Annotated in this window: 8 protein-coding genes, 2 tRNA genes and 3 pseudogenes; 8 read left to right on the plus strand and 5 right to left on the minus strand. The window is 65.9% G+C overall.

Translation table 11 applies throughout. The features are described from left to right. Positions 1-63 precede the first annotated feature (63 nt). From L610_RS03115 to ybaK, 6 genes and pseudogenes are all read left to right on the plus strand, one after another. Positions 64-697: pseudogene (locus L610_RS03115) on the plus strand (peroxiredoxin). Between the two features lie 371 nt (positions 698-1,068). Further along, positions 1,069-1,821 (plus strand): annotated as a pseudogene (locus L610_RS03120) (D-alanyl-D-alanine carboxypeptidase family protein); the annotation flags it as partial. Positions 1,822-2,056: 235 nt separating this feature from the next. Then, positions 2,057-2,959, plus strand: a complete 903-nt coding sequence (locus L610_RS20410; protein ID WP_246658904.1) for an ImuA family protein — start codon at positions 2,057-2,059, stop codon at positions 2,957-2,959. After that, positions 2,871-4,426 (plus strand): annotated as a pseudogene (locus L610_RS03125) (DNA polymerase Y family protein). Before L610_RS20410 ends, L610_RS03125 begins: the two are co-directional and overlap by 89 nt. Continuing rightward, positions 4,423-7,710: an error-prone DNA polymerase gene (locus L610_RS03130; RefSeq protein ID WP_024847089.1), complete on the plus strand. Its 3,288-nt coding sequence runs from the start codon at positions 4,423-4,425 to the stop codon at positions 7,708-7,710. Before L610_RS03125 ends, L610_RS03130 begins: the two are co-directional and overlap by 4 nt. Positions 7,711-7,773: 63 nt before the next feature. After that, on the plus strand, positions 7,774-8,247 hold the full coding sequence (gene ybaK / locus L610_RS03135) for a Cys-tRNA(Pro) deacylase (protein WP_024847090.1): 474 nt from the start codon (positions 7,774-7,776) through the stop codon (positions 8,245-8,247). A 6-nt stretch (positions 8,248-8,253) separates the two neighbouring features. Here the strand turns inward: ybaK and L610_RS03140 are convergent, their stop codons facing one another. The 5 genes from L610_RS03140 to L610_RS03160 form a co-directional block, all read right to left on the minus strand. After that, positions 8,254-8,862: a TetR/AcrR family transcriptional regulator gene (locus tag L610_RS03140; RefSeq protein ID WP_024847091.1), complete on the minus strand. Its 609-nt coding sequence runs from the start codon at positions 8,860-8,862 to the stop codon at positions 8,254-8,256. Then, entirely contained in the window at positions 8,859-9,101 is a 243-nt protein-coding gene (locus tag L610_RS03145) for a Trm112 family protein (protein ID WP_024847092.1), read from the minus strand. The genes L610_RS03140 and L610_RS03145 overlap by 4 nt, the downstream gene beginning before the upstream one ends. Next, positions 9,098-9,772: an LON peptidase substrate-binding domain-containing protein gene (locus L610_RS03150; protein WP_024847093.1), complete on the minus strand. Its 675-nt coding sequence runs from the start codon at positions 9,770-9,772 to the stop codon at positions 9,098-9,100. The genes L610_RS03145 and L610_RS03150 overlap by 4 nt, the downstream gene beginning before the upstream one ends. Positions 9,773-9,803: 31 nt before the next feature. Beyond that, entirely contained in the window at positions 9,804-10,760 is a 957-nt protein-coding gene (gene trxA, locus L610_RS03155) for a thioredoxin (protein ID WP_144702399.1), read from the minus strand. A gap of 86 nt (positions 10,761-10,846) precedes the next feature. Beyond that, positions 10,847-11,344 (minus strand): prolyl-tRNA synthetase associated domain-containing protein, encoded by a 498-nt coding sequence (locus L610_RS03160; RefSeq protein WP_144702401.1) that lies wholly within the window; start codon positions 11,342-11,344, stop codon positions 10,847-10,849. Between the two features lie 247 nt (positions 11,345-11,591). Here L610_RS03160 and L610_RS03165 point away from each other — a divergent pair. Both L610_RS03165 and L610_RS03170 read left to right on the plus strand, forming a co-directional pair. After that, positions 11,592-11,666, plus strand: a tRNA-Gly gene (locus tag L610_RS03165). Between the two features lie 140 nt (positions 11,667-11,806). Next, positions 11,807-11,881 (plus strand) — tRNA-Gly (locus L610_RS03170). Positions 11,882-12,139: the final 258 nt, after the last annotated feature.

Genomic DNA, 12,139 nt, shown 5'->3' on the forward strand with positions numbered 1-12,139 from the left:
CGCGCCAACATATTTTAGACGGCGCCAGTAACCGCACTGCGCCACTTTTCAGGGAGAACCGCCATGGGCCTTCGCATCAACGACACGGCACCGGATTTCACGGCTGAAACCACCAAGGGTACGATCAACTTCCACGAGTGGCTCGGCGACAGCTGGGGCGTCTTCGTCTCGCACCCGAAGAACTTTACGCCGGTCTGCACCACCGAGCTCGGCACGATGGCTGGCCTCGAGGAAGAGTTCAAGAAGCGCAACGTCAAGCTGATCGGCATCTCGGTCGATCCGGTTTCCGACCACGCCCGCTGGAAGGAAGACATCAAGACCGCGACCGGCTTCACCGTCGACTACCCGCTGATCGGCGACAAGGACCTCAAGGTCGCCAAGCTGTACGACATGCTGCCGGCAGCCNCCTGCCGACAACGCGACCGTTCGTTCGGTCTACGTCATCGGCCCGGACAAGAAGATCAAGCTGATCCTCACTTACCCGATGACCACCGGCCGCAACTTCGACGAGATCCTGCGCGCGATCGACTCGATCCAGCTGACCGCAAAGCACCAGGTCGCCACCCCGGCCAACTGGAAGCAGGGCGACGACGTCATCATCACGGCTGCCGTGTCGAACGAGGATGCCATCAAGCGCTTCGGCTCGTTCGAGACGATCCTGCCCTATCTGCGCAAGACCAAGCAGCCGACTGCTTAATCAAGCTTCTGGCCCGGCGCCGACTCATCGTGTCGGCGCCGGACCGCGCTGCCGCCAGGTAGCCGCTTGCGCACCACAGTGTGCGTCTGTCCGCCCCGCCGGATCTCTCCGAAAAATCCCCACCGTTGCATTCGCGGCATCGACTTTGCGGCGCACGCCCGCTATTGCCTCGCTCGCCGGCAGGCGGTCATTTGAGCCCGCTCTGCATTGCCGCCCGCGACCATGCAGGGCATGATGCGCACCGGCTTGGATGAATCGCAGCAACGGGTGGGACTTTGGACGCCGCAGCACACGCCGCAAGGAGCATCTTCCTTCGCATCCTTTCCCTGTTCCTGGTGATCCTCGTCTCGGCCTGCACCACGCAGTCGGTGATGCAGACATCCGTGCGGCCGCTGCAGTCGGAAAAATACGCGGCGATCGTCGTTGACGCGAATACTGGCCGAGTGCTGTTCGAGAAGAACTCGCGCGATGCGCGCTATCCGGCCTCGCTCACCAAGATGATGACGCTCTACCTGCTGTTCGAGGCACTCGATGCCGGCCGCGTCAGCCTCGACACGCAGATCCCCGTTTCGGCTTATGCGGCAAAGCGCCCACCATCGAAGATCGGCTTCAAGCCGGGCCAGAGCATCGACGTGCGCTCGGCGATCCTGGCGCTGGCGGTGCGGTCGGCCAACGACGTCGCGGCGGCCGTCGGCGAATTTCTCGGCGGCAGCGAGGAGCGCTTTGCGGCGATGATGACGGCGAAGGCCCGCGCGCTCGGCATGCAGTCGACGACCTTCCGCAACGCCTCTGGCCTGCCCGACGAGGGCCAGCGCACCACCGCGCATGACATGGCGATCCTCGGCATGGCGCTGCGCCGCCACTTCCCGCACCACTACCACTATTTCAGCAACCGCGAGTTCACCTTCGCGGGCAAGGTCATCCGCGGCCACAACAACCTGCTAGGCAAGGTCGTCGGCGCCGACGGCCTCAAGACCGGCTACATCCGCGCTTCGGGCTTCAACCTCGTCACCTCGGTTGGCCGCGGCGGCCGCCGCATTGTCGCCGTCGTCATGGGCGGCGAAACCGCCAAGTCCCGCGACGCACACATGGAAGAACTGATCGAGCTCTACCTGCCGAAAGCGACGCCCGCAGGGGTGTAATCGTCTCTCCGTCCGCGAAGCAGCCCGCAGCTGACGAACCTGCGGCCCCCTCGTCCCGAACGAGGGGCTCTTCCAGACCCGGCGCCTTCGGCCAGCTTCCCTCCCATCAATCCCTCGGATAGGAATAAAATCTTCTCTCAGTTCCCTTGACTCCTCCTTCGCCCTCGGGAATCTATAAGAACATAACAGGAACAAAATCGTTGAAGGTAACGGCATCATGGCGAAGGTCGCCATGGCGCGTGAGGCTTTTTTTGCTCTGCGCCAGGAAATCGCACGCATCGAAGGCTCCCTGCCCGCACGGCTGGACATGCCTGCGGACAAGGCGCGCGCGGATGCTGGCGGCGAGTATCTGCCAACGGGTGCTGCCCGGCTCGACGAGGTTCTGGGCGGCGGGCTGCCGCGCGCGGCACTGACGGAAATCCATGGCCGCCAGAGCCGCGATGCCGGAGCGGTGGCGGACTTTGCACTGGCGCTTGCCGCCCTTGGCCGCAAGGGAGACGAACAGCCCTGTCCGATCCTCTGGATCGCCACCGGCGAGGCACTGCACGAGGCCGGGCAACCCTATGCGCCGGGCCTGCTGCATCGCTTTGCTCTGCAGCCCTCCGACCTTCTTCTTGCCAGCGCCCGCAAGACCGAGGACGCGCTGTGGATCGCGGAAGAAGCCGCAGGCCTTTCTGCTTTGTCGGCGGTGCTGCTCGAGGTGCGCGGTGTCTCGACGCGTCTTGACCTCACCGCCACGCGCCGGCTGCACCACCGAACGCGAACGGCCGGGCGGCCGCTCTATCTCCTGCGCCAGTCAGGCGAGCCGGAACCCACCGCCGCACCGGTGCGGCTGATCGTTGCCCCCGCCCCTGCCGGCGAGCGCCGGACCGTTTCCGGCGCGCTGGCGGGTTCGCTCGGGCCGCCTGCCTTCACCGTCACGGTTTCCAGAAGCCGCACATCGATCCCTGCAACTCTTACGCTCGAATGGAATCGGGATGAGCACTCTTTTCGCGAACGACAGGCCGGGGCAGCCGCCGGCCGGGGGCAGGATGCTGGCGCTGTGGTTCCCCTATCTTCCGGTCGAACGCATCCTGCGGACACGGCTCGSCCGGGGCTGGCGCACCGGCGAAGTGCCTGAGCGGGCGCCGCTCGTCGTCAGCCGCCACGAGGGCAACCGGCGCGTCATTGCCTGCCTCGACGAGCGCGCCGAGGCGCTTGGCCTCAAGCGCGGCCTCGGCATTGCCGATGCGCGCGCCATGCACCCGCAGATCGAGATCGTCGAAGCCGAGCCCGAGGCGGATCGGCGGCTGCTCGCCGCCCTCGCCGACTGGTGCGACCGCTACACGCCGCTGGTGGCAATCTGCGGCGAGGACGGGCTGTTCCTCGACATCACCGGCTGCGCGCACCTGTTTGGCGGCGAGGAGGCAATGCTGAAGGACGTGGTCGCGCGGCTTGCAGGACAAGGCTTTCGCGCGCTGGCGGCGCTTGCCTCAACGCCCGGCATGGCCTGGGCGGGTGCGCGATTTCTCGACGGCGCCCGCATTCCCGCTGGCGGCGAGCGCGAGGCGCTGATCGCTCTCCCCTTGGCTGCACTTCGGCTCGATGCGGAGACCTGCGCGCGGCTCGAAAGTGTCGGCCTGCGCACCGTCGGCATGGTGATGGCGGCGCCGCGCGCTCCACTTGCCCGCCGGTTTGGCGCGCAGCTTCTCCTGCGCCTCGACCAGGCGCTGGGCAACGTTGAGGAGGCGATCTCGCCACGCCTGCCGGTGCCGACGCTCGGCGTCGAGCGGCACCTGATCGAGCCGGTCTCGGCCACCGACGACATCGAGCGGCTGGTGCTTTCGCTCGCTGAGACGCTGAAAGGGGATCTCGAGCGGCGCGGCGAAGGCGTGCGCGCGCTCGAACTGGCCCTGTTTCGCGTCGACGGCTTCGTGTTCCGGCTGAAGCTTGGCCTGTCGCGGCCGCTGCGCGATCCGCCTGCGATCCAGCGGCTGTTCCGCGAAAAGCTGGCCGTGTCGCAGATCGAGGCCGATTTCGGCTTCGAGATGATCCGCCTTTCCGCCCTCGCCACCGCTCCGTTAGAGGACGAGCAGACCGCCCTTACCGGCCGCAACGAGAATGTGGAGGAAGATCTCGCCCAATTTGCCGATCGCGTCCGCGCCCGGCTCGGCCAGGGAGCCCTCGTCCAGCCACGGCTGGTGGCAAGCCATCTGCCGGAGCGGGCGGTTTCCTTCATGCCGTTCCGGGCGGGCAATGCAGCGGTCAGGCTGCGCGAGGCGCCGGTGCCCCTCATCGAGCGGCCGATCCGGCTTCTGGCGCGACCCGAGCTGGTCGAGGTCGCGGCGGCCGAGATCCCGGAAGGCCCGCCGGCCAGTTTCCGCTGGCGCCGGGTTCTCTATCGCGTCGCGCGGGCGGAAGGACCGGAGCGGATCGCGCCCGAATGGTGGCGCGACCGGAAGGACGCGCCAACGCGCGACTATTTCCGCGTCGAGGACACTCCACCTCTGTACAGGGGCCCCCCCGCCGCTACTGGCTGTTCCGGCAGGGTCTTTACGGCACAACGCCGGATTTGCCGCGCTGGTACCTGCACGGGCTGTTCGCATGAGCACCGCCGGCCCGCCCGCCTATGCCGAGTTCGCCGTGCAGTCGAATTTTTCGTTCCTGCGCGCGGCCTCGCGCCCGGAAGAGCTCGTCATCACGGCCAGGCTCTACAAATACAAGGCGATGGGGCTGGCAGACCGCAACACGGTGGCGGGCGTGGTGCGGGCATGGAGCAAGGCAAAGGTGGAAGGACTCGACTTCCACCCCGGCTGCCGGCTGGTCTTTTCCAATAGCGGGCCGGACGTCCTCGCCTATCCGCGCGACCGCGCTGGCTGGGGCCGGCTCTGCCGCATGCTGACCGTGGCCAACGAGCGCGGCGAAAAGGGCGCGCCGGACCTAAGGCAGGATGATTTCTTTGAATGGGCCGACGGCATGTCGCTCGCAGTGCTGCCGGACCTGTCGCAGCCGGAAGACGCGCTGCTTGCCTTCCTGCGAAGCGCGCGGCAGCGGTTCGGCGATGCGGTCTGGCTCGGGCACGCGCCGCTCTACCATGGCGACGACCGCTGGCGGCTGGAACAGGCGGCGGCACTTTCGCGCGCGAGCCAGCTGCCGCTGATGGCGGTCAATGACGTGCTCTATCACGATGCGGAGCGGCGCTCGCTACTCGACGTCGTCACCGCGATCCGCCTCAACCGGCCTATCGCCGAGGTGGGCTACGAGCTGTCGGTCAATGCCGAGCGGCACATGAAGCCGGTGGCGGAAATGGCGCGGCTGTTTCGCCGCCATCCGCAGGCGATCGCCGAAACCATCCGCTTTGCGCAGACGCTGAAATTCTCGCTCGGCGAGCTCACGCACTTCTATCCCGACGAGACGACGAAGGACCCGCAGGCGGAGCTCGAGCGCCTGACCTGGGAGGGCGCGCGGAAGCGCTATCCGGGCGGGCTGCCGGAGAAGGTCCGTCAAAGCATCGTCACCGAGCTCGAGCTGATCGCGCAGCTCGGCTACGCGCCCTATTTTCTCACCGTCCATGACATCGTCCGCTACGCGCGCGAGGAGCGCGGTATCCTCTGCCAGGGACGCGGCTCGGCGGCGAACTCCACCGTCTGCTTTTGCCTGCACATCACCGAGGTCGATCCCGCCATCCACCAGCTTTTGTTCGAGCGCTTCATGTCGGTCGAGCGGCACGAGCCGCCCGACATCGACGTCGACTTCGAGCATGAGCGGCGTGACGAGGTGATGGCCTACATCTACGAGAAATACAGCGGCAGCCACACGGCGCTGGCGGCGGCCGTCACCTCCTATCGCGGGCGCTCGGCGCTGCGCGAGGTCGCCAAAGCCTTCGGCCTGTCGCAGGACGCGCAGGCGGCGCTGTCCGGCTCGATCTGGGGCTGGTCGAACGATGTCGGCGAGGACGAGGCGCGCGCCGGCGGGCTCGACACAGCCGATAAGGTGACGGCGCATATCGTGCGCCACGCCAACGAGCTGCTCGAGTTCCCGCGGCACCTGACCCAGCATGTCGGCGGCTTCATCATCACCCAGGACCGGCTCGACGAATTCGTGCCGATCATCCGGACTGCGATGGAGGAGCGGCGGATGGTCGAATGGGACAAGGACGATCTCGACGCCGTCGGTCTCCTCAAGGTCGACATTCTGGCGCTCGGCATGCTGTCGTGCCTGCGCCGCTGCTTCGACCTGCTCGAGCAGCACTACGGCCACCACTGGCCGCGGCGGCTGGAACTCACTGACCTTCACCGCGACCAGCAGAAGGCGGTCTACGACATGCTCTGCCGCGCCGACTCGATCGGCGTATTCCAGGTCGAAAGCCGGGCGCAGATGTCGATGCTGCCGCGGCTGAAGCCGAAAGAATTCTACGACCTCGTCATCGAGGTGGCGATCGTGCGGCCCGGCCCGATCCAGGGCGACATGGTGCATCCCTATCTGCGCCGGCGCGAGGGGAAAGAGCCCGAGGAGTATCCCCGCGAAGAGCTGAGGCGGATTTTGGGGCGTACGAAGGGCGTGCCGCTGTTCCAGGAACAGGTGATGCAGATCGCGATCGAGATCGGCGGCTTCAGCGCGAGCGAGGCCGACCAGCTGCGCCGCTCAATGGCCACCTTCCGGCGCACGGGGCGCGTCGCCATGTACAAGGAACGCATGGTGCGGGCGATGGTCAAAAAGGGCTATCCGGAGGAGTTTGCGCTGCGCTGCTTCAAGCAGATCGAAGGCTTTGGCGAATATGGCTTTCCCGAAAGCCACGCCGCCTCCTTCGCGCTGCTCGTCTATGCCTCGGCCTGGTTCAAGGCGTTCTATCCGGACGTCTTCTGCGCCGCGATCCTCAACTCGCAGCCGATGGGCTTTTACGGTCCCGGCCAGCTGGTGCGCGACGCGCGCGAGCACGGCATCGAGGTCCGGACCGTGGACGTGAATCTATCGCAGTGGGACGCGACGCTGGAGGAAAGCCCGTTCGATCCCGCGCGCATCGCCCCAAAACACCGGGAGATGAAGGATGTCATACGCAGCAGCCATGCGGTGCGGCTCGGCTTGCGGCAGGTGAAGGGCCTCGCCGAGGCCGACATGCTGCGGCTGATCGAACAGCGCGGCAGCGGCTATACCTCGGTGCGGGATCTCTGGCTGCGCACCAACCTTTCTCCTTCCGTCATCGAAAGGCTGGCCGAGGCCGACGCGTTTCGCTCGATGGGGCTCGACCGGCGTGCTGCCCTTTGGGCCGCCCGCGCGCTCGACCGCAAGCAGGCGGCGGAAGGCCTGCCGCTGTTTGATCGGCCGGAGGTCCGCCTGCCCGACCGAGAGCCTAAGACGAAGCTGCCCGTCATGCCGCTCAGCGAGCATGTGATCCGCGACTACCGGGCTCAGTCCTTCTCCCTCAAGGCGCATCCGCTCGCCTTCCTGCGCGCAGAGCTTGCCCGCGAGGACATCGTGCCGAACGGCGAACTCGACAAGGTGCGCAACGGCCGCCGCATCACGGTCGCCGGCGTGGTGCTGATCCGCCAGCGCCCCGGCTCGGCCAAGGGCGTGATCTTCATGACGATCGAGGACGAGACCGGCACCGCCAACATCATCGTCTGGCCAAAAGTGTTCGAGACCTTCCGCCCCATCGTGCTCGGGGCAAGGCTGGTGCGGGTGACCGGCAAGCTGCAGTCGGCCTCGGGTGTGATCCACGTCGTCGCCGACCGGATCGAGGACATCAGCTGGCGCTTGGAAAAGCTTTCCGAGGCCGGGCAGCAGGTCGACTTCCGCTCGCCGGTCGACGAAACCAAGCGCCCGGTGGTCGAAGACCGGCGCAGCCGCCACCCGTCCGTCGCAGCCATGCCGAAAGGCCGGAATTTTCACTGAGGCCCGCGCGGACCGCCCTGCCCGTGATCTTGCCTGCCGCCGTCCTTCGGCTAAAACACCGTCATGTCAAAGACCACGCCCGCCACGCTTGTTCTCAGCAAGGCCAACATCCCCTTCATGCTGGCCACCTATGACTATGACCCCAACGCCGAGCGCGTGGGGCTGCAGGCGGCCGAAGCGATCGGTGTGCCGCCGGGAGAAGTGTTCAAGACGCTGATGCTGGAACTCGACGGCAAGCCGGTCTGCGCCATCGTGCCTTCCGACGAGGAAGTAAACATGAAGAAGCTGGCTGCGGCCCTCGGCGGCAAGTCGGCGCACATGATGAAGCCGGCCGACGCCGAGCGGCTTACCGGCTACAAGGTCGGCGGCATCAGCCCGCTCGGCCAGCGCAAGCGCGTGCCTACCGCCCTCGACGAACTGGCGATGCTCTACGAAGAGATTTTTCTGAATGGCGGGCAGCGCGGCCTGCAGATCCGCATCAAGCCGGCAGACCTGGTATCGGTCCTCAACTGCAAGGTCGCCGACCTCACGCGCTGAGTTTCCTTAACCCGCCAGCAGCCTCTCGAGCCTGCGAAAGCTTTCAGCGAGCACCGTCGCATCCCTCATCGCATGCGCGAGCATCATGCCGCCCTGCCATTCGGCAAGTGCGGCGCGGGCCTGGGCAAGCGCCAGCGACGGGCGCAGGCCGGCACGGCCCAGCTCACGTGCCATGAAGCTGATGAGGAGGACAAAGCTTTCGGCGGCGCGTTCCGACGCCTGCGGGGCGGTGGCGCGAAAGTCGCGAACGCAGAGCGCAATTGGACAGCCATGCGCGACGCGGCTGCGCTGGCTGCGGGCAAGCCGCGCGACCAGCGCGGCAAGCCGCCTGCGCGGTTCGCTCTCCTCTGCCTCGATTTCTTCCAGCATGGCTTTCGTCTCGACGACGAAGACGTCGGCCACGGCATGGGCAAGGTCAGCCTTGCTGCGGAAATAATAGAACAGGTTGCCGGACGGGATGCGCGCATGCGCGGCGACATCAGCCAGCGAAGTCGAGGCAAAGCCGTTCTGCCAGAACAGGCCGGCGGCGGACGCGACGATTGCTTCCCGGTTGGCCTTGCCCTTCCGGACGCGGCCATCTTCGGCCTGCCGTTCGGATTGGGCGCTCGTGTTCACTTGCCAAGCTCGTCTTCGTTGAGCGTCCGCGCCTCCGACGGCAACATGATCGGCACGCCGTCGCGGACGGGATAGGCAAGCTTCGCCACCGGCGAAATGAGCTCGCCGGTCTCCGGCTTCCAGATCAGCCTGCCCTTGGTGAGCGGGCAGGCGAGCATTTCAAGAAGCTTAGGGTCGACGCTGCCGCGCCCGCCGGAACGGGCCTGCGGAACCTCGCGTGCCCCTTCCTTCGCCGTCATTGCAGGCTCGACCCGAATTCGTCGTCATCGCTGCGGGCAAGGGCGATTTCAGTAATGGCGATCAGCGTCTCCGCCCGCGTTTTCAGATCCGGAGCTTCCAGCAGCGCCTGCTTCTCGGCGGGGCCGTAGGGCGCCATCATCGACAGCGCGTTAACCAGCGTCGCATTCTCGGCGCGGCTGACGCTGTCCCAGTCTGCATCGAGTTCGTTTGCCTTCAGGTAAGCGCGGAAGGCGCGAAGCAACGCCGGACGGTCCACTTCCGACGCGCCGGCCTCGGGATCGAGGTCGGTGATGAAGGTGGAAATCCGGCACTGGCGGAACGGCGTCTTCGCCGTCAGTTCCGACGCAACACGGAACCGGCACACACCTTGCAGCGAGATGAGATAGCGCCCGTCGCCGGTCTCGGCGAAAGAGGTAATACGGCCAAGGCAGCCGACGTCGCAAAGCTCCGGCTCGCCGTCTGCACGCAGCGCGCCATCGAGGCGCGGCTGGATCATGCCGATTAGCCGGTCGTGCTTGAGCGCGTGGTCGACCATTTCGAGATAGCGCGGCTCGAAGATGTTGAGCGGCATGCGGCCGCCCGGCAGGAGCAGCGCAGTCGCCAGCGGGAAGACAGCCACCGTTTCCGGAAGATCCTCCGCCGTGCGATAGCGAGCGTTTCCTGCCTGCACACCCATCTCCAGCTACCGAATGTGCCGCCCCTTACGCGAACAGGAGCGACGAAAGCTTTCTCCGCGCGGCCACCGTTGCCGGGTCGGTCATGCCCCAAGCCTCGAAGAACTGCAGCAGCTGCAGCCTGGCGCCATCGTCCTTCCAGCTGCGGTCGGCTTTCATGATCGCGAGCAGGCTTTCGGCGGCCTGCATGCGGTCGCCAAGCGCGTTCTGAATCAGCGCAAGGTCGAAGCGCGCCTGATGGTCGTTAGGATCCTGTTCGAGCCTGCGCTGCAGTTCGACCGGGTCGCCAAGTGCGGCGACCTGTTCGGCAAGCGCGATCTTGGCCTTCACCGCGGCAAACTGCGGGGCATTGTCCTTGCCTTCGGGAACGCGCGCAAGCACTTCGCGGGCACCGTCGACGTTGCGCGCGTCGATCAGCGTCTCGGCAAGCGCAGCAATCGCGTCGAGATTTTCCGGATCCTGCTGCAGCACTGCCGCATAGATCTGCATCGCGCCCTGAAGGTCACCCTCGGCCTTGAGCTCGGCCGCAGCGGCCAGTGCCTCGGCCGCGGCAAGCTCCGCGCTGCCGGGGCCAGCGACGCGGTCGATGAACTCGCGAATCTTGCTTTCGAGAATGGCGCCCATGAAGCCGTCGATCGGCTGGCCGTTCGAGAAGGCGACCACGGCCGGGATCGACTGGATGCCGAGCTGGCCCGCGATCGCCGGATGGTCATCGATGTTCATCTTGACCAGCTTGACGCGGCCGCCCGCCTCGCGGACCGCCTTTTCGAGCGCCGGAGCGAGCTGCTTGCACGGTCCGCACCACGGCGCCCAGAAGTCGACGAGGACCGGCTGCTGGCGCGATTCCTGGATAACGTCGGCCGCAAAAGACGCGGTCGTCGTGTCCTTGATCACATCGGCAGCGCCCCCTGACGGAACTGAAGTAGGCTGCGCGCCGTACTGCACGGTGTAGCCGCCGCCGAAGGAATTGTTGTCAGCGCTCATCAAAGTCCCCTGCTTGCCTCTGTAGGGCTCCCGCCACGCCGGTCATTGGCTCGCGCGGCAGGGCAACCTGTTGGTAAATGTGGCTTCTAGACTGTCAGTTTCAAGACGCGCGGCTCGTGACCCGTTGCCTCGACGAAGCGCAACAGGTCATCGCGCGCGATCGAGGTTGTGGCCTCGTTCGTCAGCGGATGCGCGTTGATGATATCATGCTTCAGCAATTCTTCGTCGAAGATGATCGTCACCACCCTGTCGGTGTCGTTGATGACGCCGAACGCCGTCACCGCGCCCGGAATCACCCCGAGATACTCCATCAGCTTCTCCGGCTTGCCGAACGACACCTTTCCCGACGCGCCGATCACGTGGTGGATCTGCTTGAGGTCGACCTCGGCATCCTCCTCGATGACGAGCAGGAAGTAGCGGTCCTTGCGGTCCTTGACGAAGAGGTTCTTGGTGTGGCCGCCCGCGATCTCGCCGCGCAGCTTCTGCGAATCGGCAACGGTGAAGAGCGGCGGGTGGCTGACCGTGCTGGTCTGGATCCCCAGGCCTGCGAGAAAGTCAAGAAGTTCCTGCTGGGTTTTCGCCATGCCTGCCCCCGAAAGTTGATGCACGTCGGTAGCTGATGCGCGCCCTTCCTGTCCAGTGTGAGGCCGGCCAGGCACGAATAACCCGGCGGCCCGAGCGACGAGAGGAGCTCGCCGTACGTCGCGAGCGGGCATTTCCACACGCTGCAGCGAAATGAAAAGGAACGGTATTTTTCCTGTTGCATTCAAATCGGAGTTCGGCCATATAGCCCCCCGTCCGCAGCGCCACGCTGCGGCGCAGCAAAAGTGAGCGGGTGTAGCTCAGGGGTAGAGCACAACCTTGCCAAGGTTGGGGTCGTGGGTTCGAATCCCATCGCCCGCTCCAGTTTGCCTCATACGAAAAGCCGCGCGAACGCGCGGCTTTCGTGTTTTTGGGCTGATTTTTCCCGTCGATTTCGATTGCATTCCGATTGGAGTTCAGCCATATAGCTCCCGTCTGCGGCGGCCACGCCGCGACGCAAGTGAGCGGGTGTAGCTCAGGGGTAGAGCACAACCTTGCCAAGGTTGGGGTCGTGGGTTCGAATCCCATCGCCCGCTCCAGTTTCTCATACGAAAAGCCGCGCGAAAGCGCGGCTCAGACCACTGACAAACCCGCCGATTTTTTTGGCGGGKTTTTCGTTTGGGCGGGATGACAGAGCGCAGGGGCGCTGCCGGCGCCTGACGAAGTGAAGATAATGAAGGGGCGAGAGGGCCTCATGCCCCCGCCAGGCGGGGCTGGCGGGTGAGTGCCAGGGCGATCTTCTTCATGTTCTGGCTGGCGGCTGCCAGCAGGCATTGCCACGTTACCTTCATGAGGCC

Source organism: Aminobacter sp. J44 (assembly GCF_007829415.1).
Lineage (GTDB): Bacteria > Pseudomonadota > Alphaproteobacteria > Rhizobiales > Rhizobiaceae > Aerobium.

Coding starts and splice junctions, on each gene's coding strand:
- ybaK (WP_024847090.1), top strand. CDS start 7,774: ATGTCAAAGACCACGCCCGCCACGCTTGTTCTCAGCAAGGCCAACATC.
- trxA (WP_144702399.1), bottom strand. CDS start 10,760: ATGAGCGCTGACAACAATTCCTTCGGCGGCGGCTACACCGTGCAGTAC.
- L610_RS03145 (WP_024847092.1), bottom strand. CDS start 9,101: ATGACGGCGAAGGAAGGGGCACGCGAGGTTCCGCAGGCCCGTTCCGGC.
- L610_RS03160 (WP_144702401.1), bottom strand. CDS start 11,344: ATGGCGAAAACCCAGCAGGAACTTCTTGACTTTCTCGCAGGCCTGGGG.
- L610_RS03130 (WP_024847089.1), top strand. CDS start 4,423: ATGAGCACCGCCGGCCCGCCCGCCTATGCCGAGTTCGCCGTGCAGTCG.